The following is a 23443-nucleotide window of genomic DNA, read 5'->3' as shown; positions in this document are numbered from 1 at the left end:
GCAAATCTGTCGCATGAATTTTCATGGAATTGATGGCACGAGCGTAACCGTGTAACGCGCGAGCTGTGGGCCGACATGAAAAGCCGACTCACTTTTCGGCTTCACCGTACAGTGAGTGGGAATACTCGATTTCAAACCAAAGCCACAGTCCATTCGTCTGGGAACGTCGGTTCACGAACGCAACGCAGCAAAACGCCACAACCCCAGCAACGAAGGACTTCACATGACCATCCACAACAGCCTCGCAGAACTCATCGGCAACACCCCACTCGTCAAACTCAACCACATCCCGCAGGTGGCCGGCGTCAAATCCACCATCGCCGTCAAAGTCGAATACTTCAACCCCGGCGGCACCATCTCCGGCACCGGCAAGTACCTCAAGGAAGCCTCCAACGGCGCGGTCAAAGTCATCGGCTCCGACCCGGAAGGCTCCATCTACTCCGCTTCCTCACGCGATGAAGTCCACCAGTACGACATCGAGGGCGTGGGGGAGGACTTCTACCCCAAGGCCTTCAACCGGAATATCACCGACGACATCGTGCGCGTATCCGACGCCGAAGCCTTTGAAATGACCCGCCGTCTGGCCGGCGAGGAGGCGCTGCTGGTCGGCGGCTCGTCCGGCATGGCCGTGGCCAGCGCCATCAAGTACGCGCTCGCCAATGATTTGGACGAGAACCAGATCGTGGTGGTGCTCGCCCCTGATTCCGGCCGCAGCTATCTGGAGAAGATCTTCAATGACGACTGGATGCGCGCCAACGGCTACGGCGATATTGTGGAGCGCACCAGCAAACCCTCCCTCGCCGAGCAGTACCTTGACGGAGCTCCCTCTGATGAGGGAGCTGGGGACGGACTCCATAACTAGCTATCAAAAGAATCAATACCAATATCCGCACTGGCCTCCAAGCACTACCAGTATGTGTGGGTCGAGACCCCGTCCAACCCGCTGCTCAACATCACCGACATCGCGGCCACCGCCGAAGTTGCCCACAAGTACGGCACCAAGGTCGCGGTCGACAACACCTTCGCCTCGCCCGCCCTTCAGCACCCGCTGGCCGATGGCGCCGATGTGGTGGTCTACTCCACCACCAAGTACATCGGCGGCCACTCCGACGTGGTCGGCGGTGCCGTGGTGGTCAACGACGAGGAGACCCGCGAGAAGGTCGCCTTCCTGCAGAACGCCGCCGGCGCAGTGCCCTCCCCGTTCGACTCCTGGCTGGACATCCGCGGCCTGAAGACCCTGGATCTGCGCGTCAAGCGCCACAGTGCCAACGCCCTGAAGGTGGCCGAATGGCTCGAATCCCAGCCCTCTGATGTGATTGAGCGCGTCTGGTACCCGGGCCTCGAGTCCCACCCTGCTCATGAAATCGCCGCCCGCCAGATGCACGGCGGCTTCGGCGGCATCGTCTCCGTGCAGCTCGCGGGCGGTGCCGAGGCGGCCAAGCACTTCGTGGACCACACGCAGATCTTCACACTGGCCGAATCGCTCGGCGGTGTGGAAAGCCTCATCGAGGTGCCCGCCGCCATGACCCACGCCTCCGTGGCCGGCACCACCCTGCAGGTGCCCGCCAACCTGGTGCGTATCTCGGTCGGTATCGAGAACGCCGACGACCTTATCGCCGATCTCAAGCAGGCGTTGGATCGTATCTGACTGTACTGACGGTACTGGTGGCACCGTATTGACGGTGCCACCACGCTTATCGGCGGACTCGCTATCGATTGGTACCTACAAAAAACCCCGGCCCACAAGGGTCGGGGATTTTTCGTTATCGATTAAACATGGATTGAATCAGCTGGCGTTGCCGCCCTGCCATCCAGTGGCATCCGCACCAGCCGGGCGCAACGCCTGACCGGAAGTCGGTGTGGTGCCATCAACGACCACACGAGTGCCGATGGTGGCAAAGTCGTACATCCACTTGGCGTCGGCCACCTGCATGTTGATGCAGCCGTGCGAGCCTGGGATACCCTGCTGCACATAGATGGGGTGCTCGCCCCACATGTATGCAGGAACACCGTGCAGGGCTTCGCCGCCGTTATAGTAGGAAATCCACGGCGTGCCTGGCTGGTTGTAGCCTTCGCCAACCATGGTCTGCGATTCGTACTTGAGATACACGTAGAACGTGCCGGTATCGGACAGCATGGAACCATCGTCGGTGGGCTTGCCAGAAGCGATGTTGAACTTCCTGACCACCGTGGTGCCCTGATATGCAGTGGCAGTCTGGTTCGTCAGATCAACATGAACCCACTTATCGCCATTTGCCGTATCGAAGTTATGAGGCACCTCGACCTGCTTGACATCATATGGGCTGTCTTTCACAGCCACAGTGGAATCAGTGGACTGGTTCTGCTCGATGGCGGTAGCCAGACGTTCGGGGGCGTCCCCGGCACCAGTCACTTCAATACCATCCACGCCGAGTGTCTTATCGGCACCAATTTCCACGCCGCCTTCGTCTTTCGGCGTGATGTAGACCTCGCGTGTCACCTTGGGAACAGTCAGTTCCTTGGTTACGCTGTCACTGGTGACGTACTTGGTGATGGCATCGCGGTCGACTACCAGACTCATGGTGCCATCCGCCTTATTCACCGTGGGCTTGAGGAATGAGGCAATGGTATCGGCCGGGATGGTGACGCTCTTGTTCACGCCGTTGTCCACGGTCAGTTTGAGGCCAAGCTTGGCATTGGCGTCAAACTGTGTTTGCTGTGCGCTCGCCTCATCAATCGGATTCTTTGCAGTCTGTATCTTGACCGGCACCGTCGCATTTTCGCCCGGGGTCGCGACGGCCTCCTTGACTGCAGCATTGACAACATTGATATCCGGGCCCTTGCCATCCTGACCCGCGGTGTAATCGAACTGCTTGGTGCTCTTGTTGTAGACAACGGTGGCAATCTGCGCTCGGTCGGTCTCGTCGACCAGGCCGTCGGTGACGAATTGTTCGGCAGTCTCTTTGTGCGTGGTGGCGGTCAGAGCGATATGCGGCTGATCGAAAATATTGAGCTTGGCCACGTCGCCGGTCTTCGCGTTCAACAGCGCATCTACGGTTTTATCCGTGTCGACGGTGACACCAAGGTCCTTCAGCGAGGCTTTGACGCTGTTTCCTTCGGCGGTGAACGTCACCGTGGTGTTATTCTGCTGCTGCTTCACAGTATTCGCAAGTTCTTCGCGGGTCTGGCCCATGACAGAGACATTGCCCAAATGAACACCGGGCGCAGCCTTGTCTTGGAAGTACCAACGTCCGACGAAGAAATAGGCTATTAATGCGGCAAGCAACACTGCAAATATGGTTATGATGGCGATCCGTGCGGCCTTGCCATGTGATTTAGCGGTGGTAGATGCCATGACATGTTCACCCACATAGGCTGTATTGTCGGCATGGTTATTGGTGCCATTGTCACTTTGCTGTGGTGTGGCGGTACCTGTGGCCGCGGCTGCGAACAGCCCATCGGCGGCCACAGGCTGCAACACCGCCGTCTCCTGATCGTCAGGAGAGGAGAAGGAAAATGTATCGTTGGCCATAAAATGCCCCGTCTTAGTTCTCTCAAAGCGGCATATCGTGCGATATGCCGGGAATAGCGTTCCTCGACGCATAATAATACGGAAGGGCTACGTACATCGTTACGAGGTATTCCGTTATACGATGAAATCCATCCGCGGTCGGCCTACACTGGTCGTTTATGACAGCACATCAGGCGGCGCTGGAGGCGCTCACACGATACTTCGGCTATGACTCGTTTAGGCCCGGACAGCAAGGAATTGTCGAGGCTTTGCTTGCCGGACGCGATGTCTTGGGCGTGATGCCCACCGGCGCAGGCAAGTCCGTGTGCTACCAGATTCCCGCCGCGCTCAGCCCGGGTGCGACTTTGGTCATATCTCCCTTGATTTCCCTGATGCGCGACCAGGTCGATGCGCTGAACGACCTCGGTCTGCCGGCCGCGTTCATCAACACCACTCAAACTCCCGACGAGCAGGCGATGGTGTTCGCCCAAGCCGCCGCCGGACAGATCAAACTGCTGTACGTGGCCCCGGAACGCTTGGAAACCGGGCGATTCCGCGACTTTGCCGCCCGTACGCCGATCTCGCTGATCGCCGTGGACGAAGCCCACTGCGTCTCCCAGTGGGGTCAGGACTTCCGCTCGTCGTACTTAGGTATCGGCGATTTCATCGCCGGGCTGCCGCAGCGTCCACCGGTGGGTGCGTTCACCGCCACCGCCACCGAACGGGTGCGCCGGGACATCGTGGGACTGCTGGGATTGCGGAATCCGGCCGTCACCGTTACCGGATTCGACCGGTCGAACCTGTATTTTGATGTGGTCAAACTGGAGACCAAATACAAGGCCGCATGGGTGGCGCGGTATGTGGCCGACCATACGGACGAATCCGGCATCGTCTACTGCGCCACCCGCAAGACCACCGAAGCACTCGCCGACACGCTGAACCAGATGGGGCATCCGGCTGTCGCCTACCATGGCGGCATGTCGCCGGACGCGCGTGAGGCGGCCCAGCGCGACTTCATCACCGACAAGGTGCCGGTGGTCGTGGCCACCAACGCTTTCGGCATGGGCATCGATAAGTCCAACGTGCGTTACGTCATCCACCACAATCTGCCCGAATCCATTGAGGCCTACTATCAGGAGGCCGGCCGCGCGGGCCGTGACGGCGAGCCCAGCCGATGCACGCTGCTGTGGAATGAGTCAGACATCGTCACCCGGCGTCGGTTGCTGGATAACGATTATGAGAACGAGCGATTGACTCCCGAAGAGCAGGAAATCGTTCGCCAGTCCAAGCGCCGGCTGCTGGACGGTATGGTCGGCTACTGCCGCACCACCGACTGCCTGCACCGGTATATGACCCGGTATTTCGGTCAGGAATTGTCGTCGAATGCTGGTTCCACGGCGGGTGAAGACATTGCGGCGGACTCTTCGCAGTCCGGCAGATGCGGTGCCTGCTCGAACTGTGAAAGCACGTTCGAGACCATCGACGTGACCCGCGTGGCGCAGGCAATCAGCCGTTGCGTGCATGACGTGGGGCAGCGCGTCGGTTCCGGCAAGATCGTCAAGATCCTGCGCGGTTCGCGGGCACAGGATCTGGCATGGCTGAACCCGGAGCGGATGCCCACCTTCGGCATGCTCAAGGACGTGAACGAGGCTCGCGTTCGCGACGTGTTGAGCCAGATGGCCACGGACGGTTACCTGTCAATCGCCGAAGGGCGTATGCCAATCGTCATGTTCGGTGCGCGGGCGGCCGAAACCGCCGCTCCCGACTTCCACTATGAGATCAAACGGGTGGAACGCAAGTCGGCGGCGGCCGGTTCCGGTCGGAGCGGGGGAGTGGCTGATACTGCCGATTCCGCCAATGTTCCCGGCGATGCGCTGGGCTCGTATATCCCGGACGATGACGAGGAATCGCTGTTCCAGAAGCTACGCGAACTGCGACGCACCATCGCCCAGGAAATCGGCAAGCCGCCGTACATCGTGTTCTCCGACAAGACCTTGCGCGACATGGCCCGCATCAAGCCGGTTACCAACGCGCAATTTCTGGCGGTCAACGGCGTCGGTCAACACAAGCTCGACCTCTACGGCCAGCGCTTCATGCAAACCGTCGCCTCGTTCAATGCCGGGAGTGCGTCATAACAATCTCCTATAGCGAACCGCGGAGTATTTGCGGGCGTTCTTGGGCTGGCGCGACTACGATGACTGTTCGATACTTCATGACCGAACAGTCAGCAAGTAGAAAGGCAACAGCATGACAGAAGGCAAGGCCGAAAAGCCCGTCGTCGAATCATTCCAGCTTGATCACACCAAGGTCAAGGCACCGTACGTGCGTTACATCGACACCGAAACGGGCCCTCACGGCGACGTGATCTCCAATTACGATCTGCGCCTGACCCAGCCGAACAAGCAGGCCATCCCCACCGGCGGCCTGCACACCATCGAACACACCATCGCCGTGCTGCTGCGCGAACGTATCCCGGGCTACATCGACTGCTCGCCGTTCGGCTGCCGCACCGGTTTCCACCTGCTGACCTGGGGCACCCACTCCACCGAGGATGTGGCCAAGGCGTTGAAGGAATCGTTGGAGTTCATCGCATACAAGGCCACGTGGGATGACGTGCCCGCCACCACTGAGAAGAGCTGCGGCAACTATCGCGACCACAGCCTGTTCGCCGCCAAGGAATGGGCCAAGCAGATCCTTGAGGAAGGCATCAGTTCCGACCCGTTCGAACGCAAGGTCGTCTGATTCGTCTGATTCGATCCAATTCTGATTCGGCTCCCGCTGGCGGGAGCTGGGGGCAAAGCCAACTGAGGGTGGCTGTCCTCAACTCGGCTGGACTGTCCGGCTCCTGCGGACGGAAGCCATTGTTTATTAGTGTCCGTCATGCAACGCGGAGGTGATTTCTTGTGCCTACGGCATGGTAGGTTGGCCGTCAGTTAGTCGCCGGTCACCGTGCCGGCAACCCGGCATGTCGGAGAGGTGAGAAGTGACTCAGTCGAACGCTGCAAACAAGGCGACAGGCCGCCGTTTCCGCCACGCCACCATGCGCGATCTGCCGCAGATGCAAAAAATCTACGCACGCGCACGCGCGTTGATGGCCGCCAACGGCAACCCCACCCAGTGGGGCAACGAATTTCCGCGTGAATCGGTGATTGAGGACGACATCGCCAACCAGCGTACGATGCTGCTGGTCGACACCTGCAATGGCCACGAACGCATTCTGGCCCAGTTCGCCCTGTGCCCGGGCAAGGATCCGACCTACGCCAAAATCGAAGGCGCCTGGCTGGACAACGACACCTATGTGACCATCCACCGCATCGCCGCATCCGGTCTGGTGCGCCACGCGGCCCGCGACTGCATCAGGTGGGCCCTGAAGCACTACGGCAACGTGCGCGCCGACACCCACCCCAATAACAAGGCCATGCAGCACGTGCTCGAAAGCTCCGGCTTCGCCCGTTGCGGCCTGATCCAGCTGCTCGACCGGCCGGTCGACACCACCAGAATCGCCTATCAGCGCCACGAGTGGTGAGTGTGGCTGTCGCCAGCGTGTTCGGTTCCGCGGTGGAGCTGGTCAGGTAAGGTCCACGTCGTCGCGCACGTACAGTCCGTCGGCCGCCCGTTCAAACTCGTGCATATCGCAAAAACCGTACGCTGAAAGTAACTCAGCGTACGGTTTTCACGAAAGCAGCCATCGACTATCGGTCAGCCGATAGACCTCAGTCCTCAGTCGCAGCGACCTTGGCGTCAGCCCCGGCCTTCTGCTCAAGGCCGAGCTTGGAGCGCTTGCGGCTGTAGCCGAAGTACACGATCAGGCCCAGACCGAACCAGATGGCGAAACGCACCCAGGTCTCCCAGTTGAGACCGGCGATGAGCACGAAGCAGAATACGATGGACAGAATCGGGGTGACCGGCACGCCCGGCGCGCGGAAGCCGCGGGGCGCATTCGGCTGGGTCTTGCGCATCCATAGAATACCGGCCGACACGATGATGAACGCGGACAGCGTACCGATGTTCACCAGCTCGAACAGCACGTTGATGTTGATGAAGCCGCCGGCGAACGCGGTCAGCAGACCGAAGAACCAGGTGCCCTTGAACGGGGTGCGGTACTTCTCGTGCACCTGGCCGAAGAACTTCGGGAACAGGCCGTCGCGGCTCATGGCGTAGCAGATACGGGACTGGCCGTACAGCTGTACGAGCATCACCGTGGTCATGCCGATGAGGGCGCCCAGGTTCACGATCACCGCGAGCCAGTTCATGCCGGTCTCCAGGATCACGCCGGCCACTGGGGCGTCGATGTACTTGGCGAAATCCTTGTAGGGCACCACGCCGGTCATGATCAGGGTCATGATGATGTACAGGACGGTGGAAACGGCCAGGGACAGCAGGATGCCGCGCGGCAGTGTCTTGTTCGGGTTGATGGTCTCCTCGGCGGAAGAGGACACGGCGTCGAATCCGATGAAGCTGAAGAACACGATGGATGCGGCCGGCACGATGCCATACGGCTGGGTGGAGCCGGGCTGGAAGGTGTAGACGCCATACGGGGAGAACGGCTGCCAGTTGGACGGCTTCACATACCACACGGCGCATGCGATGAACAGCACGATGATGGCGAGCTTGATGAGCACCATCACGTCGTTGGTGCGCTTGGTCTGGTTGATGCCGATGGAGAGCACCCACGTGATGATCAGCACGATGACGAAGCCGGGCAGGTTGAAGTAGGTGGTGACGTCCGGGTTGGTGCCGTAGGCGGCGGTCAGTTCGACCGGCAGATGCAGGCCGAAGCCTTCCAGCAGCTTGTTGAAGTATCCGGACCAGCCGGCGGACACGGTGGCCGCCTGCAGGGCGTATTCCAGGATCAGATCCCAGCCGATCACGAAGGCGACGAGTTCGCCGAACGCCAGATAGGCGTAGGAGTAGGCCGAGCCGGAGACCGGAGCCATGGCGGCGAACTCGGCATAGCATAGGCCGGCGAAACCGCAGCAGATGGCGGCCAGCAGGAACGATACGGACAGGGCCGGGCCGGCGGTCAGCGCGCCCTTGCCGGTGAGCACGAAGATGCCGGTGCCGATGATCGCGCCGATGCCGAGCATCGTCAGATCGAATGTGCGCATCGTGCGTTTGAGGGGAGTGGATTCGGCGACAAGCTGATCCACGCTTTTCTTACGAAACAGATCCATGTTCTTCTCTCATGAAATCTAGGATTATGGGGCTGAACCGGACGGATTTCCGGGATCCCGGCACGCCTCAACGCCGGGAATCATAGGCGGTCCTGTGTCGAAAACCGCACATTGGACATTAGTGTACGACTGCCCGGCGAAAACGGTGCCCGCCGTTCCGCACGCCGGGACGGCGTCATGCGGTCGAAACGACCGCACGTCATATTCCCGCGCAACAATAGATATCCATGAGCATGAACGCAGCACCGGAAATCGCATTCTCCTCCGAGCGGGGCAAAGCCAATTACGAGGCCGCCCGCCGGCAATACCCCGCGCAGGCCATCGTGAACCTCAAAACCATGCGCGACAACATGGCCCATCTGGTCTCCGTGGTGGGTGGCCCCACATCGGGCACGGCGGTGATGGGCGTGGTCAAGGCCGACGCATACGGCCATGGCCTGCTGCCCACCGCCCTGGCCGCGCTCGCCGGCGGGGCCACATGGCTCGGCACCGCGCAATCGCATGAGGCGCTCCTGTTGCGCAGGCTTGGCATCGGCCCCGACCGGTGCCATATCCTGACCTGGGTATACAACGGCGCCGCGGCGCCGTTCGATGATTTGATCGCCGCCGACATCGACGTGTCGGTCGGCTCCCTGTCCGGCATCGAAGCGCTGGCCGCCGCCGCGCGCAGGCTCGGCAAGCCCGCCCGCGTGCATGTGAAGGTCGATTCCGGTTTTGGCCGCAACGGGTTCACTCCGGCCGGATTCGACGCCGCGCTCGCCGCGCTCGTGCCCCTCGCCAAGGAGGGTGTGCTGCGCATCGTGGGCCAGTGGAGCCACCTCGCCGTGGCCGATTCGCCCGATGTGCCCGAATTCGTCGCCTCCACCGACCAGCAGATCGCAACGTTCAAGGACTTCACCAGGCGCATGGAGCTGGCCGGCATCCCGCCCGAGATCCGACATCTGGCCAATACGGCGGCGACACTGGACCGACCCGAGATCCATTTCGAACTCACCCGCCCCGGCATCGGCCTGTACGGCTACGAACCCGACCCCGCGATGGGCACCCCGCGCGACTGGCATCTGACCCCGGCCATGCGCCTGCAGGCGCAGCTCGGCACGGTCAAGGACGTGGAGGCGGGTCACGGCATCTCCTATGGCCGTACCTATCTGACCCCGGACAACACGTCCACCGCCATAGTGCCGCTGGGGTACGCCGACGGCATCCACCGCTCCGCTTCGGGATTCGACATGGAGGGGGCCAAGCATGTGGAGAAGCCGGGAGGCCCGGTGCGCATCATGACCGCCGAAGGCCCGAGACTGTACCGTGTGTGCGGTCGCGTGTGCATGGACCAGTTCATCGTGGACCTGCACGGATCCGCCGCCGAACTCGGCGTTCACGAGGGCGACACGGTCGAACTGTTCGGCGCGGGACGCGGCGAGGATTACGTTGAGCCTACCGCCGACGATTGGGCCCGCGCCGCCGACACCATCAGCTACGAGATCTTCACCTGCCTGCGCAACCGCATCCCGCGCCTGTACGAGCAGGCCGCCGACGCGCTGCCCGCCGCCGACCTCGCCAAACTCGACCCGGCCACGCTGCTATAAGGTGCATTACCGCCATACGGTGGCACCCCGTAATCCCTTCCTTCCCGAATATGTGCCACTGACATGTGCTGAGCGTCACATATTCGGGAAATCGGCCCCAATCTCCCGAATATGTGCCGTTGAGTTGACGTCAGTGGCACATATTCGGGAAGTCGGGATTACTGCGGCCGATATGTGTGCCTATGCTGGGCATATGGAAACAACGTTGGATGGGGAACAGGTGCTGAGCGATGAGGGCTACAGCGCCTTCGACGAGGAGCGATGGGCACCCGAGCCGCCCAAATCCAAGTCGCGCACGGCTTTCGAACGCGATCGCGCGCGACTGATTCATTCGTCCGCTTTGCGGCGTTTGGGCGCGAAAAGCCAGATTCTGATTGCCGGTACCGACGATTTCGCCCGCACCCGACTGACGCATACGCTGGAAGTCGCCCAGATCGGTCGCCAAATCGGCGCATTGCTCGGCTGCGATCCGGACGTGGTCGACTGCGCCTGTCTGGCCCACGACCTTGGTCACCCGCCGTTCGGGCACAACGGGGAGCGTGCGCTCGCCGATATCGCCAGCAATATCGGCGGCTTCGAGGGCAACGCACAGACCATGCGTATCCTGACCCGGCTCGAACCCAAGATCTTTCACCCGGACGGGCGTTCGGCCGGCGTGAACCTGACCCGTGCGGCCTTGGATGCGGCCGTCAAATACCCGTGGACCTTGGCCGAAGCCGACCAACACCCCAAGGGGGAGCGGTCGAAGAAGTTCTGCGTCTACCCGGATGATGAGCCGGTGTTCCGCTGGCTCAAAATCGGCGCTCCCCGGGCCACCAAGCCCATGGAATGCCAGATCATGGACCTTTCGGATGATGTCGCCTACTCCGTGCATGATGTCGAGGATTCCATCGCCACCGGCGCGTTCGATCCGATTGTGCTCGCCGATCCGAGGATGCTGGACCACATCATCGAGCAGACGCGCGCATGGTATGGGGCGAAGTGGGATGCCGACAAGCTGCTGGCCGCGTTCATGCGATTGCGCCGAGAGCATTTGTTCCCCGCGCATTTCAATGGTTCGCGCGAATCGTTGGCGCAGCTCAAGAACATTACGTCCGATTTGATCGGCCGCTTCTGTTGGTCGGTGGAAACCGCCACGCGCGACACGTATGGGCCCGGGCCGTTGACCCGGTATTCCTCGAACATCGTGATTCCCGAGGACACGAATTACGAGATCGTGGCGTTGAAGGGCATCGCCGTGTACTTCGTCATGGCGCCTCGCGAGCGCGAGCCATTCCATCAGGAGGAGCTCAAGATCGTATCGGATTTGGTCGATGTGCTTATGGCCGATTCGCCGCTCCCATCCGACGCTTTGGAAAGCCAGTTCCTGGCCGATTGGAACGAATCCACCAACGACGACGAGCGCCTGCGCGTCGCCATCGATCAGGTCGCAAGCCTGACCGACAACTCCGCCCTGGCCCTGCACTCCATTTTGTGCTGAGGCTGTGTCAGGCGGGTGCGATACTCCGTCCTGCGGGTTCACCTCTTGGAAGGGGCCTCGCTGAGTCTGAGGGGAGTCGAACCCAGAAGAACTGGTGTCCAACGGTAAAAATTTACTGTGTCTCAGGTGAGGCGGTACTCTAGAGACTTATGGTCGGAATGATTAAGAAAGAAGATGTCGAGAAGGTGCGCGCCGCCGCGGACCTGTATGACATTGTATCTGCGACCGTAACGCTTAAGCCCTCCGGCACCGGCACCTTCGTGGGCCTGTGCCCGTTCCACGACGAGAAAACCGGCAGCTTCAACGTGCGTCCCTCGCTCGGCGTGTGGCACTGCTTCGGCTGTGGCTTGGGTGGCGACGTATTCAAATACGTCGAACAATCCGAAAACATCGACTTCCGCGAAGCCGTGGAACTGCTCGCCGACAAGTACCATATCGAGCTGCACTACGAGAACAGCGGCAACGGCCCGAGCCGCGAGAACACCGGCTCCAAGCGCACGCGACTGCTGGAAGCCTGCGAGGAAGCCCAGCGCTTCTTCGTCTCCCAGATCCTGACCAAGGAAGCGCTGCCCGCCCGCAAGCTGCTTGGCGGCCGCAACTTCTCCCAAGCTGATTGCGAACGTTTCGGTTGCGGCTACGCGCCCCAAGGTTGGGATAATCTTGTGCGCCACTTGGCCTCCAAGGGCTTCACGCAGAAGGAAATCCTCGACGCGGGCTTGGCCCGTCAAGGCCAGCGCGGCATCTATGACTATTTCCGTGGCCGCGTGACGTGGCCTATCCGCGATTCGACCGGCCGCACGCTCGGCTTCGGTGCGCGCAAATTATACGAAGACGACCAGATCGCCGCCAAATACATCAACACGCCGGACACGCAGCTCTACCGCAAAACCCAGGTGCTTTACGGCATCGATTTGGCGAAATCCGCCATCGTCAAGAAGCGGCAGGTCGTGATCGTCGAAGGCTATACGGACGTGATGGCCATGCACTTGGCCGGCATCGACACCGCCATCGCCACGTGCGGCACGGCGTTCGGCGCCGAGCACGCCAAGATTGTGCGCCGCCTGATCGCCGACGATTCGCTGGGCGCGGTCCAGCTGGTCGGGCCGCTGAAGGTCAAGGACCAGCCATTGAGCTCGCGTATTGTGTTCACGTTCGACGGTGACGCTGCCGGTCATAAGGCCGCGCTGCACGCCTTCGGCCTTGATTCGGCCTTCCTCTCCCAAACCTTCGTGGCCGTGGCCGACGACAATCTTGACCCGTGCGACCTGCGCATCGAGCGAGGCAACGAGGCGGTGCGCTCGCTGATCGCCCGCGCCAAACCGTTGTATGATTTCGTGATCGACGCCGCCATCAGCCGGTTCGACCTGACCTACACGCCCGGCCAGGTGGGTGCGATGAAAGCCGTGGCCCCGCTGGTGGCGCAGATTCGCGACCGCTCCCTGTGGGACGCTTACGCGCGCAAGTCCGCGGGCCGTATCGGCGTGGACCTTGAGGTGATGCGCCGCGAGGTGATGAACGCGCGCCGGCAGATGCACGTGCGCGATGAGGACGCCTATGCGCCCAAACGTCGATTCGAGCGTGACGAGCCGCGTGTGGAACCCGGCACCAACCCGTACACCAATCCGGCCACGCGCAAGGCTTTGGAGCGCCGTGACGCCGCCGAACAGGCATATTTCAAGATCGACGACGCCGTATTCATCGCCGAACAGCAGTTCATGGCCGTGTTGATTCAGGTGCCGCGCGCCATCGACCGCATCATGTTCGGGCAGCTGACCATCGAGCATTTCATGACTTCGGTGTTCCGCACCCTGTTCCAGGCGATCGCGGCCGCTGGCGGACTGCCATCCGACGATACCCCGCAGGGGCTGTGGATGCACAACCTCACCAAGGCAGGCGGGCCGATGCTCAATCAGGTAATCAACGAGCTGGCCGTCATGCCGTTGCCACTGCCTGGCGACGACGGTGGTAATGGCGCACAACCTCCGCAGTCGAACGCGCCCGGGGGAGCCGGCGGTGGTGCGGCCGCCGTGCAGCTACGCCCTGCCACGCCGGAAGAGCAGCGCTATGCCACCGAACTGCTCACCCGACTACTGGACATGGGCTTCATGCGCCAGATCGGCTTGGCCAAACGCCGCATGGCCCAGCTGCCCGACGGCGAAGAAAAAATAACCCTCCTCGGCCAGATCACCCGCATGGAAACCGCCCGTAAAGACCTCCAAGCCCAAATCTACGGCAACACCGTCGGCTAATACCTCCCACTGATTGCGCGCATCTTCGAATACGTGCCGGATGCATAAGGCCATACAACCGGTTGCCGGATTGGATGGGTGCAGAAGTTGCGGATTGGCCCCATCCAAATTGGACTGGTCTGGGTGGGGCCAATCCGATTCGTTCAATAATGAAGCGCGATACCAAGCAACGTCGAAACGAAGGAAAACTCATGACGCAGAATCGTGCGGAACTCAACCGTAATCTGGCCCAGATGCTCAAGGGCGGCGTGATCATGGACGTCACCACGCCCGAACAGGCGAAAATCGCGCAGGACGCCGGCGCCTGCGCGGTGATGGCGCTGGAGCGCATCCCCGCTGACATTCGCGCCGCCGGTGGCGTCTCCCGCATGAGCGACCCGGCCATGATCAAGGGCATTCAGGAAGCTGTCTCGATTCCGGTCATGGCCAAGGTGCGCATCGGCCACATCGCCGAAGCCCGCATTCTGCAGGCCATCGAAATCGACTACATCGACGAATCCGAAGTGCTTTCCCCGGCCGACGACGTGTACCACATCGACAAGAACCAGTTCGACGTGCCGTTCGTGTGCGGCGCGAAGAACCTGGGCGAGGCGCTGCGCCGCATCGCCGAGGGTGCTGCCATGATTCGCACCAAGGGCGAGCCCGGCACCGGCGACGTGATTCAGGCCGTGCGTCATATGCGCACCATGAATAAGCAGATCCGCGAACTCGTCGGCCTGCGCGACGACGAGGTGTACGAGGCGGCCAAGCAGCTGGCCGTGCCATATGATCTGGCCAAGTACGTGCACGACAACGGCCGTCTGCCGGTCGTGAACTTCGCCGCCGGTGGCGTGGCCACCCCGGCTGACGCCGCTCTGATGATGGAGCTCGGTGCTGAAGGCGTATTCGTGGGCTCCGGCATCTTCAAGTCCGGCGACCCGGCCAAGCGCGCCGCCGCCATCGTCAAGGCCACTGCCAACTGGCAGGACGCCGATCTGCTCGCCAAGCTGTCCGAAAACCTCGGCGAAGCCATGGTCGGCATCAACGAGGACGAGATTCAGACCATCATGGCCGCTCGCGGCGAGTGAGTGCATCACCTTGGCTCCCCTCTTTGAGGGGAGCCAAGAAAAGGTGACGCTCCCGCCAGCGGGAGTCAAGGCCCAAGGAGACAACATGGTTGTAGCTGCTGAATATATTTCCAAAGAAGAGTCCGAGGACGCCGAAAACGCCAAGCACGGCGTGACCGGCATCCTGGCCGTACAAGGCGCATTCGCCGAACATGCGGCGGTGCTGGACAAGCTCGGTGCGCCGTGGAAACTGCTGCGCGCGACCGAGGATTTCGATGAATCCATCGACCGCGTGATTCTACCCGGCGGCGAATCCACTACACAGGGCAAGCTCCTGCATTCGACCGGACTGTTCGAGTCGATCGCCGTACACATCAAGGCAGGAAAACCGGTATTCGGCACTTGCGCCGGCATGATTCTGCTGGCTAAAAAGCTCGACAATGACGACAATGTCTACTTTGGCGCGCTCGACGCCGTCGTACGCCGCAACGCCTATGGTCGTCAGCTCGGTAGTTTCCAGGCCACCGCCGATTTTGGTGCGGCGGATGATCCGCAGCGTATCACGGACTTCCCACTGGTATTCATCCGCGGACCGTACGTGGTGTCGGTCGGCCCTGAGGCCACGGTCGAAACCGAAGTCGATGGCCACGTGGTGGGCTTGCGTCAAGGCAATATCCTGGCCACCGCCTTCCACCCGGAACTCACGGACGATACCCGCATCCACGAGCTCTTCCTGTCGCTGTAGTCGATTCGTCTGCCGCTAGACTGGTATCCGACTGACGAATCAAGGAGACGATCTGCCATGCAGCTTGAGCTGAATCGACGCAGCAAGGTGCCGATGTACCGGCAGCTGGCTGCCGAGCTGCGTGAACAGATCGTCTCCGGCGCGATGGCCGAGGGCTACCGCCTGCCTCCCGAACGCGAGCTGTCCTCACGTCTCGAAGTCAATCGCACCACGGTGTTGCAGGCGTATCAGCAGCTCAAGGACGAAGGTCTTATCGCCTCCAAAGTCGGCAAAGGCACGTTCGTGCTGCCGTTGCAGCATACTGAGACTGCCCGGATTCCTGTAGTGAGACATAAGCCGATTGACGAGGAGCCGAAACCGAGCGTCGTGCGTCCTCCATGGTCGGTGTTGTTCTCTGATTATTCCAACCGGTTTACCTACCATGACATCGCCTCGGCCGAGCGGGCGCAGCGCGGCGACACCATTATTGACTTCGCCACCGGTTCGCCGAACCCGGCGGATATCCCGGACGATTTGTTGCGCAAGGTGAGCATCGAGGCGTTCGAATCGCGGGAATTCGACGGCCAACCGGAATCACCTATCGAGGGATTCGAAGAGTTGCGTGCGCTACTTGCCGAACATATGCGCACACGAGGCGTACAATGCGGCGTCCGCAACGTGATGGTGCTCTCCGGCTCCGAGCAGGGCATCGACCTCATCGTGCGCGCGTTCATCAACCCCGGCGACTGCGTGCTGGTCGAACAATCCACATTCTTCCCGGCATTGCAGACCTTCCGCTCGGCGGATGCGCGCATCATCGGCGTTCCAGTGGACGAGCACGGTATGCGTACAGACCTGTTGGACGGCTATTGCGCGCGATTCCGGCCCAAGCTCATCTACACCGTCCCGACGTTCCAAAACCCCACCGGTACCACGCTGCCGCCCGAACGACGCAGCGAACTCATCGACGTGGCGCGGCGCTATCAGTGTCTGATCGTGGAAGACGATGCTTACGGCGATTTGTGGTACGGCGGGGGATCATCTGACGCACATCGCCCCATACCGCTTAAGGGCATGGAGAATGCGGGATACGTGATGTATTTGTCGACGTTCTCGAAAACCGTCACTTCGGGCCTGCGCACGGGATGGGTTGTGGCCGACCCGCATGTGATCAACCGGCTGGCGGCTCTGCGGCGCATGGTCGACCAGCATACGAGCACGTCATCGCAGCGCATCTGCCTGGAACTGCTTAAAGAAGGCCGCGTCGCCGAACATTTGCACGGTTTGATTAAGGCTTACCGCATTCGACGAGATGCAGCAATCGCAGCATTGGAACAGTATGCGCCGGATGAAGTGTATTGGACCGTGCCTGCAGGTGGCTACTATATTTGGGTTTCCTTACCGGACGGCGTGCGCTCTCTGGATGTATTGGAATCCTGCCGTTCCCAAGGCGTCACGTTCATGCCGGGCAGTGTGTTCGACGTTGACGAAATGGATGATTCCCACATCCGTCTCAACTTTGTGCGCCCGGATGCTGCTGACATTGATACCGGCATTCGAATCATTGGCGAGACGATAGCACAGATGTAGCCAAGTGACTGGCTCATTGCGGTTGTCGAGTTTTTTTGATGGCTACATACCCACATCGATGAGTGCATTCGACGAATGAATAAGCGAGGAAGCCATCATCAGTTCGCTGTGGCATGCGCATAGCGTTGTCGGGCGAACGGGGCAGACCACGTGGTCGTTGCGTGATCTGGCCGATCGAGCCGGCATCGCATTGCCCCTGGCGTAGTGGCGAGGTGGCGCAGTAACGAGTCACGCCATCGCGAGCCGATGATGCGAAATGCGGAACCGGTCGCGGCCCATACATGCGGGAGCAGCGATACGTTGGCGTCAGCACATCCATCTGACTCCAGAAAGGGACACGATATGACCACATCCTCCGTTTCGCCGGTGACCACTGAACTGGCGGGCAGCGAAACCGGCATCACGTTTATCATTCACGCCGGAGCGGGCAGTCGTGGCAAGCACAGCACGCCTGAACGCATCGCCCAGGTCGAACTTGATCTGCAGCGCGCCCTCGATGCCGGATACCAGTTGTTGGAATCCGGAGCACCGGCGCATGAGGCTGTGGTCGCCGCCCATCAGGTGTCGGATCGTGTGCGTTTCTCCGGCGAGAACGTCGAGGATGCCGCGACGGCCACTTTGGACGAAGTCGCCGCGCATCATGGCGATGGCGGCATGATCGTTCTGCCGGCGGTCGGCCGTGGCAATGAAACTATGTTCCATTGGTTTGAGCCAGTCACGTACGGTAGTCGTGTCTGGACTGCCACACAATGATGCAGCCGTATATACGGGCACAGCATTGCGCGGCATCATGGCACCGTATTCCGGCACGGCGGCCGTGTTGCTGGTCGCTGCTGTTCATCGACGGGGGCTGTCGGCGAAGCCGACTGGGGTGGTCTACCGCGCGTATACGGTGGGGGAGCCGGTCAGTCGGCTCATGGCCGACTGCGGGATGTCATGAATGCGGCCGATGGTGGCATCCAGCGTGGATACGCCGGATACGCCGTCTGTGTTGGCTGTGGTGGATGCAGAGGTGATGCTGGATACGCCGACTGCGGACGATGATACGGCCGCAACCATCGGCTGACGATAGGCGTTGGAGTTGCGGGCCAGCCGGGCGAGCGCAGGGCGCTGCCTGCGGAACAGATTGATAAACATACCGCACACTCCTTCATCGTTGGCCGGCGGTCTTCTGGCCGCCGTGGTTTCCATCCTGCCCTCCCGCGCTTGTATTCGCTATGGGGGATAGCCCCTATTATTCCCTGAATCTGCACGATTCCCCTCATCCTTGAGGGTGATTCTAACGGCAAAGGAATCGGCCTAATGGCCGATGCCAATCAGCGCGAAACCACCAGCGTGACGCTGTACGGCTTGATCTTCATCGCCAGCAATGAAGACGGCGACGGCAATGTGTAAGCCCGACGTTCCGGCACAATCGCCCCCGAAGCCTCGCCGCGGTATCCGATAGTGGTCTTCGCCGTCGGACTGGCGCTTAACGTCGTCACCTCCAAACGCACCGGTCGCGATGGCGAGGTGCCCAGCCCGGCCAGTCCGCGCGCGATTTCCAACGTCACATCCACCGGGGAATCGGAGGTATTGACGATTTTGATGTAACGGCAGGCGTCATCCCCGTCATGCCCGGTGGCGCTGACATACAGATGTTTGGTGGGACGTGACGCGGTCTGCTTGATGGATACGGCATACGTCGTGTCGCCCAGATGCGTGGAAAACAGCCGCTCCACCTCATAATTCACCGTGGGGTTCACATGCGCCGGATTGAATTCGATAAGATTCTGCGCCCACCCCTTAGCCGGGATATGCGCGAGCAGCGGCGCATAGGAGGTCATGCGCACCACGTCGGAATTGCGCTCGCAACCGGTCAGGAACGCGGCCTCGCCGAGTGCCGACTTCCACGTGTTCGCGCCTTGTTCGGTCTGTGGTTGGCCGGCAAAATAGCCGTTGGCTGAATATTCGCCGAAATAGACGCCGGCACCGCAACGCGGGTAAGTATCGAATCGTGACGCTTGTGATGCAAACCATTCGGGGGAGTGGTAGGAATGCTCGTCGACGATAATCGCGTCACTGGTGGCGGAATCATGTGCCCCGGAATCGGTTGCGGCCAACGCTCGCGCATGGTCCCAGATGCGCTTCATCGCCGGCTGGAAGGGGAACAGTCCGGCGCTCATCACACACAGCATATCCGGGTATCGTTCGTGGATGGCCTCGCTGATCATGTCAAACTTGGCCACGTAGTCAGCCCCGAAGTTTTCGTTGCCCACGCCGATCATGTCCAGGCCGAACGGTTCTGGATGGCCCATATCACGCCGGACCGCGGCCCACGAGCTGGACTCCGGATCGCCATTCGCGAATTCGATGAGGTCCAGGTAGTCCTGAATAACATTGTTGCGGAAGGTTGCCGAATTGATATCCATGTGGCGCGGATCGCGGCCGGGCGACTGGCATGCGATGCCGGCGAACAGGGTAGGCAGCGGCTTGGCCTTGAGGTCCTCGCACAGGCAGAAATATTCGTAGAAACCGATCTGGTAGCTCTGCGAATAGCTGGAACCATCCGGCATCTTGAACGACCACATCGAATACTGTTGGCGTCGCGCGGCCAGAGAGCCGACGGTATCCTTCCAGCGATATTCATTGCCGGGCGTCACACCTTCGACGATGCAGCCGCCGGGGAATCGCAGAAACGCTGGATGCAACGCCTGAATGGTCTCCACCAAATCGCGGCGCAGCTTGCCGTAACGCCATTTCGGGTCGCCCACGCCCCAATAGTCCGCATCCATGAACTGCACCAGATCAAGATCGAACGTGGTGCGTTCGCCGGCGTCAATGGTGATACGCAGCTTGCCGTAATCGGTGTTCAGGCCGGTTACGTCGGCGTTGAACCGGTACCAGCCGTCACGACCGATGACGATGGCATCATCCGATGAATCCGGACTGATCGAAACGCCGGAATCCTGCGCATCGGCCCCATCGTCCTGCCTCAGACCGGTCTCTTCCGTACCGTCAAGCGGATCGGAGTCCACGATATACGACAATCGAGTGATACTGGTGAGCGGCAGGCCATACCTATCGACCACGCCGACGGACAGCTCGGCCCGCCCATGAACCGGACGTACCGCGAAACTGACGGAATAGGTGTGGTCGGCGACGATGGAGAACGCGGGCTCGCCCCCGTTGTCGCCGCCTCCGTTATAGCCGAGGTTTTCCAGATATGCAGGGCCGGTTTCGGAAGGAACATCGAACGTGATGCGAGCGTATCGGCTATGTGCGTGAATTGGCGGGGCGGGACAGTCGGTGGTCACCCGCTGGCCGTGAATCCCGCGTATCTCACTGCCGAGGCTGGCGGCGGAACAGTTGATGAAATCCCAGAAACGCAGGGAATCGGCCTGTGTGCGCCATCGTTCGGCGCCGGCCATACGCCACGTGTGATGGTCGAGATAGACGCCGTCAAAACTGTAGTTGTTCACCATGTTGGCGTTCAGCCCGCCATCCGCACCATGGTTGATGTCCTCGAGGAACACGCCGTACAGCCGCCCGCTTGTGTGATGGGTGGGGCTTCCCACGCTAATCCGCACCATGGTTTCGATTGTAGAGGGCATGGAGCGGAAAGGTAAACGGAAGAGTTCGCTCACCGTTCATGTTGCGGTCAATCCAAGTCGATTGTTCGCCGGTATACAGCCGGTACCCTCGAAACGGGAATGGAAAATACGGGCGACTAGGAGCGTGGCTGTGCAGTCCTCGGTGGGAATACGCGAGCGCATCGACCACGTGTATCCGTCGCTGCGTCCGGCGGAGCGCGCCGTGGCCCAGTATATTCGGGATCATATCGAGGAGGCGGCCGACCTGACCGTCGGTCAGATGGCCGACATCGCCCACGTCAGCCAGCCGACGGTGATTCGGTTCGCCCGCAAGCTCGGCTTCGGCGGTTACCGTGAACTGCGGTACGTGTTGCGCCATCCGGCCGCCGAGCACAAAGTGACCTTCAATCCGTTGGATGGATTCGATCTGAATCCGTGGGATGGCGAGGATGAGATTCCCAGCAAAGCGGCCGATGGCGCGAAGGCGCTGATCGATGAGCTGCACAGTGCGTTGGACCCCAAGGCCTATCGCAAGGCGGTCGCCCTACTCGCCGAATCGGAGTTCATCGACATTTTCGGCGTGGAGAACTCGTTGACACCGGCGATGGATCTGTTCACCAAGCTCGGCTACCTGGGACTGACGTGCCGTCTCAATACTGACGCTTACCTGCAGCAGATCGGTGCCGGGCACCTGACCCACGGCGCTGTGGCCGTTGCCTTCTCTCATTCGGGCAGTTCGGCGGATACTGTCAAAGCGTTGCGATTGGCGAAATCGCATGGTGCGAAAACCATCGCCATTACCAATGCCATCGGCGCGCCGCTGGCCAGTTGGGCCGACGTGACGTTGCTGACGGGTCGTGACTCGCATACGATTTATGGCAATGCGATTTTTTCGTGCGTGGCCGATACCGCGCTCGTGGACATGCTGTACATGGGCGTGATTCTGTCCGACTACGGCCGGTTCTCCACCGCGCTCGACGAATCCGGTCGCATGATTCGCGATCGCGTATTCGAGAACTGAGCTGCTGCTTTATCGCGCCTTGGGCTGTATTGCTCTGGTCGTTGCTGCTTGGGTTGTTGACGATTTGGTCGTTGTCGCCCTGGTCGCTACCGTCCTGAGGCATGTGCCAGCGAATACGTAGTGGACTTGGCGTGTGTATGACGTTCGATCTTGCCGCTCAACTCCAGCTGGTCCAAGAGCTGCGTCATCTGATCCTTGTTCAGACCAAGCGCTTTCTGCATGGTTTTACGGCTGAGCTTCACGCCGCGGAACGCGAGGAAATTGAGCGTGAACTGCTCCAACGTTTGAGGCGACGGTTCCAGCGTTGCCGTATCGAGCGGGCGGGTACTGACCTGATCGTCACCGTCCGGGCGCTCGCCGAATCCGCTGCCGAGAATCAGTGTCTGCAATGGCGCGCAGCCGATGATGCGTGCGCCGGCCAAAGCATCTGCGGCGTTATCCGTCATGCGCTGAATCGTGGGGAATGAGTACATTTTGGCGCGCTGCGCCTCGTCAGTGGTGCTGGGCGCGGCGGATGCATCGGTATCGGTTCGATGCGAGGATGCGGCCTCGGCCGATACCGGGATGGGCAGCACCATTGCCACCGAAGTGGGGCCCACGCGCAGTTGCGGACTGACCGCGCTCTGCGCGTAGGCGTCCATAATGCGTTGAATGCCGGTACCGCAGTTCTCGCAGAGGCCCAGATCGGCGAACAATTCAGCCAAACGCGGGGTGCGTGGCTGGCATACGCCGTTGAGTAGATCATTGATTTCCAAACCATCGGTCAGGCCGCCGAGCGACACGATCTCCAAGCGGGAATCGAAGATATTGATCAGTGTGGGGCCGGAGTACGTGTAATCGCGATGTTCCAGTGCGTTGACCAATGCTTCGCGCAGGGCTATGGCCGGGTGTTGGCCGGATTCGTTGATGCCGTTCAGCAGGGCGCTGGCTTGGTCGAGCTGGCGCAGCACCGAGCCGGTGAATGTGTGACGTTCGCGAATGGCGTTTTTGCCATTGCCCTCGAAAATGGTGGCCTTGATAACGAACGGGCATTGGTCGGACAGCAGGGTGGCAAGCGACGATTCGGTGGTGCTGGTGAAAGTGTTGTTGGAGCCGGTGTTGATGATGCTGCCGGCGAGGGCATTACCGGCATCGGCAGAGACGGATGCAGTCATGTTGGTCACAACCGGGCTTTCCCAATCCCTGCCTTCACTGGCAAAACGACCCTGTGCGTATGTGAAAGTGAGCTCACCACTATCGCCTGCGACGGTCTGGCCCGATGCGGTGTGATCTATGTTGCTCTCCGTTGTCCCCATATCGCCGATGGTACCGGTGCAAGCCGACGTTACGCCGAGGTGTTTTACACCCCTACGGCTAGACTTACATGAGTTTGGCCCCGTAGCTCAGCTGGATAGAGCATGTGACTTCTAATCTCAAGGTCGACGGTTCGAGCCCGTCCGGGGTCACGATGTAATAAGCCCTTGGTTCCTCATCGTTTGTGGGGGCCAGGGGCTTTTGGGCATTATGCCGGT

17 protein-coding genes, 1 tRNA gene and 1 pseudogene are annotated in these 23443 nt (G+C 60.8%); 14 read left to right on the top strand and 5 right to left on the bottom strand.

Annotated elements, in window-relative coordinates; genetic code table 11:
• Positions 1 to 223: 223 nt before the first annotated feature.
• Together BLIJ_RS10405 and BLIJ_RS10400 are read left to right on the top strand one after the other, a co-directional pair.
• Complete coding sequence (locus tag BLIJ_RS10405) at positions 224 to 862, top strand: pyridoxal-phosphate dependent enzyme (protein ID WP_012578277.1); 639 nt, start codon at positions 224 to 226, stop codon at positions 860 to 862.
• Between the two features lie 24 nt (positions 863 to 886).
• Positions 887 to 1648: pseudogene (locus tag BLIJ_RS10400) on the top strand (PLP-dependent transferase); the annotation flags it as partial.
• A 138-nt stretch (positions 1649 to 1786) separates the two neighbouring features.
• Here BLIJ_RS10400 and BLIJ_RS10395 read toward each other — a convergent pair.
• On the bottom strand, positions 1787 to 3511 hold the full coding sequence (locus BLIJ_RS10395) for a L,D-transpeptidase (protein WP_012578275.1): 1725 nt from the start codon (positions 3509 to 3511) through the stop codon (positions 1787 to 1789).
• Between the two features lie 158 nt (positions 3512 to 3669).
• Between BLIJ_RS10395 and recQ the strand changes: the two genes are divergently transcribed.
• The 3 genes from recQ to BLIJ_RS10380 all read left to right on the top strand — a co-directional run bounded on the left by recQ (position 3670) and on the right by BLIJ_RS10380 (position 7016).
• Positions 3670 to 5625: a DNA helicase RecQ gene (recQ, locus tag BLIJ_RS10390; RefSeq protein ID WP_012578274.1), complete on the top strand. Its 1956-nt coding sequence runs from the start codon at positions 3670 to 3672 to the stop codon at positions 5623 to 5625.
• 112 nt (positions 5626 to 5737) lie between these two features.
• Complete coding sequence (locus BLIJ_RS10385) at positions 5738 to 6232, top strand: S-ribosylhomocysteine lyase (protein WP_012578273.1); 495 nt, start codon at positions 5738 to 5740, stop codon at positions 6230 to 6232.
• Positions 6233 to 6473: 241 nt separating this feature from the next.
• Positions 6474 to 7016 carry a GNAT family N-acetyltransferase gene (locus BLIJ_RS10380; RefSeq protein ID WP_012578272.1) on the top strand — a complete coding sequence of 181 codons (543 nt, stop codon included), beginning with the start codon at positions 6474 to 6476 and terminating at the stop codon, positions 7014 to 7016.
• Between the two features lie 187 nt (positions 7017 to 7203).
• Here the strand turns inward: BLIJ_RS10380 and BLIJ_RS10375 are convergent, their stop codons facing one another.
• Positions 7204 to 8664 (bottom strand): APC family permease, encoded by a 1461-nt coding sequence (locus BLIJ_RS10375; protein WP_012578271.1) that lies wholly within the window; start codon positions 8662 to 8664, stop codon positions 7204 to 7206.
• Between the two features lie 227 nt (positions 8665 to 8891).
• On the opposite strand from BLIJ_RS10375, the gene alr reads away from it, so the two are divergent.
• The 7 genes from alr to BLIJ_RS10340 all read left to right on the top strand — a co-directional run bounded on the left by alr (position 8892) and on the right by BLIJ_RS10340 (position 18092).
• Positions 8892 to 10250: an alanine racemase gene (alr, locus tag BLIJ_RS10370; RefSeq protein WP_012578270.1), complete on the top strand. Its 1359-nt coding sequence runs from the start codon at positions 8892 to 8894 to the stop codon at positions 10248 to 10250.
• Between the two features lie 193 nt (positions 10251 to 10443).
• Positions 10444 to 11730 carry a deoxyguanosinetriphosphate triphosphohydrolase gene (locus BLIJ_RS10365; protein ID WP_041982077.1) on the top strand — a complete coding sequence of 429 codons (1287 nt, stop codon included), beginning with the start codon at positions 10444 to 10446 and terminating at the stop codon, positions 11728 to 11730.
• A 149-nt stretch (positions 11731 to 11879) separates the two neighbouring features.
• Positions 11880 to 13979, top strand: a complete 2100-nt coding sequence (dnaG, locus tag BLIJ_RS10360) for a DNA primase (protein ID WP_012578268.1) — start codon at positions 11880 to 11882, stop codon at positions 13977 to 13979.
• Between the two features lie 191 nt (positions 13980 to 14170).
• Entirely contained in the window at positions 14171 to 15046 is an 876-nt protein-coding gene (gene pdxS, locus BLIJ_RS10355) for a pyridoxal 5'-phosphate synthase lyase subunit PdxS (RefSeq protein WP_007053677.1), read from the top strand.
• Between the two features lie 85 nt (positions 15047 to 15131).
• The gene (gene pdxT / locus BLIJ_RS10350; RefSeq protein WP_012578267.1) at positions 15132 to 15770 is read left to right on the top strand and encodes a pyridoxal 5'-phosphate synthase glutaminase subunit PdxT; all 639 of its coding nucleotides are present in this window, start codon (positions 15132 to 15134) and stop codon (positions 15768 to 15770) included.
• A gap of 57 nt (positions 15771 to 15827) precedes the next feature.
• Positions 15828 to 17339, top strand: a complete 1512-nt coding sequence (gene pdxR / locus BLIJ_RS10345; RefSeq protein WP_012578266.1) for a MocR-like pyridoxine biosynthesis transcription factor PdxR — start codon at positions 15828 to 15830, stop codon at positions 17337 to 17339.
• Positions 17340 to 17681: 342 nt separating this feature from the next.
• Positions 17682 to 18092 (top strand): isoaspartyl peptidase/L-asparaginase, encoded by a 411-nt coding sequence (locus tag BLIJ_RS10340; protein ID WP_012578265.1) that lies wholly within the window; start codon positions 17682 to 17684, stop codon positions 18090 to 18092.
• 123 nt (positions 18093 to 18215) lie between these two features.
• Here the strand turns inward: BLIJ_RS10340 and BLIJ_RS10335 are convergent, their stop codons facing one another.
• Positions 18216 to 18476, bottom strand: a complete 261-nt coding sequence (locus BLIJ_RS10335) for a hypothetical protein (protein ID WP_013140385.1) — start codon at positions 18474 to 18476, stop codon at positions 18216 to 18218.
• 179 nt (positions 18477 to 18655) lie between these two features.
• Positions 18656 to 20854, bottom strand: coding sequence for an alpha-L-arabinofuranosidase family protein (locus BLIJ_RS10330; RefSeq protein ID WP_014485096.1), 2199 nt, complete (start codon positions 20852 to 20854; stop codon positions 18656 to 18658).
• Positions 20855 to 21062: 208 nt separating this feature from the next.
• On the opposite strand from BLIJ_RS10330, the gene BLIJ_RS10325 reads away from it, so the two are divergent.
• Positions 21063 to 21932, top strand: a complete 870-nt coding sequence (locus BLIJ_RS10325) for a MurR/RpiR family transcriptional regulator (protein WP_012578262.1) — start codon at positions 21063 to 21065, stop codon at positions 21930 to 21932.
• 86 nt (positions 21933 to 22018) lie between these two features.
• On the opposite strand, the gene BLIJ_RS10320 is transcribed toward BLIJ_RS10325, so the two are convergent.
• Positions 22019 to 23227 (bottom strand): ATP-binding protein, encoded by a 1209-nt coding sequence (locus BLIJ_RS10320; protein ID WP_012578261.1) that lies wholly within the window; start codon positions 23225 to 23227, stop codon positions 22019 to 22021.
• 76 nt (positions 23228 to 23303) lie between these two features.
• Between BLIJ_RS10320 and BLIJ_RS10315 the strand changes: the two genes are divergently transcribed.
• Positions 23304 to 23377, top strand: a tRNA-Arg gene (locus tag BLIJ_RS10315).
• Positions 23378 to 23443: the final 66 nt, after the last annotated feature.

The sequence above is a fragment of the Bifidobacterium longum subsp. infantis ATCC 15697 = JCM 1222 = DSM 20088 genome (assembly GCF_000269965.1).
GTDB lineage: Bacteria > Actinomycetota > Actinomycetes > Actinomycetales > Bifidobacteriaceae > Bifidobacterium > Bifidobacterium infantis.
This window is presented reverse-complemented; position numbering and strand designations above follow the sequence as displayed.

Bases quoted from the DNA above. Each gene is read 5' to 3' on its own strand.
- BLIJ_RS10405 (WP_012578277.1), top strand. From the start codon at position 224: ATGACCATCCACAACAGCCTCGCAGAACTCATCGGCAACACCCCACTC.
- BLIJ_RS10395 (WP_012578275.1), bottom strand. From the start codon at position 3,511: ATGGCCAACGATACATTTTCCTTCTCCTCTCCTGACGATCAGGAGACG.
- recQ (WP_012578274.1), top strand. From the start codon at position 3,670: ATGACAGCACATCAGGCGGCGCTGGAGGCGCTCACACGATACTTCGGC.
- BLIJ_RS10385 (WP_012578273.1), top strand. From the start codon at position 5,738: ATGACAGAAGGCAAGGCCGAAAAGCCCGTCGTCGAATCATTCCAGCTT.
- BLIJ_RS10375 (WP_012578271.1), bottom strand. From the start codon at position 8,664: ATGGATCTGTTTCGTAAGAAAAGCGTGGATCAGCTTGTCGCCGAATCC.
- alr (WP_012578270.1), top strand. From the start codon at position 8,892: ATGAGCATGAACGCAGCACCGGAAATCGCATTCTCCTCCGAGCGGGGC.
- BLIJ_RS10365 (WP_041982077.1), top strand. From the start codon at position 10,444: ATGGAAACAACGTTGGATGGGGAACAGGTGCTGAGCGATGAGGGCTAC.
- dnaG (WP_012578268.1), top strand. From the start codon at position 11,880: ATGGTCGGAATGATTAAGAAAGAAGATGTCGAGAAGGTGCGCGCCGCC.
- pdxS (WP_007053677.1), top strand. From the start codon at position 14,171: ATGACGCAGAATCGTGCGGAACTCAACCGTAATCTGGCCCAGATGCTC.
- pdxT (WP_012578267.1), top strand. From the start codon at position 15,132: ATGGTTGTAGCTGCTGAATATATTTCCAAAGAAGAGTCCGAGGACGCC.
- pdxR (WP_012578266.1), top strand. From the start codon at position 15,828: ATGCAGCTTGAGCTGAATCGACGCAGCAAGGTGCCGATGTACCGGCAG.
- BLIJ_RS10340 (WP_012578265.1), top strand. From the start codon at position 17,682: ATGACCACATCCTCCGTTTCGCCGGTGACCACTGAACTGGCGGGCAGC.
- BLIJ_RS10335 (WP_013140385.1), bottom strand. From the start codon at position 18,476: ATGTTTATCAATCTGTTCCGCAGGCAGCGCCCTGCGCTCGCCCGGCTG.
- BLIJ_RS10320 (WP_012578261.1), bottom strand. From the start codon at position 23,227: ATGGGGACAACGGAGAGCAACATAGATCACACCGCATCGGGCCAGACC.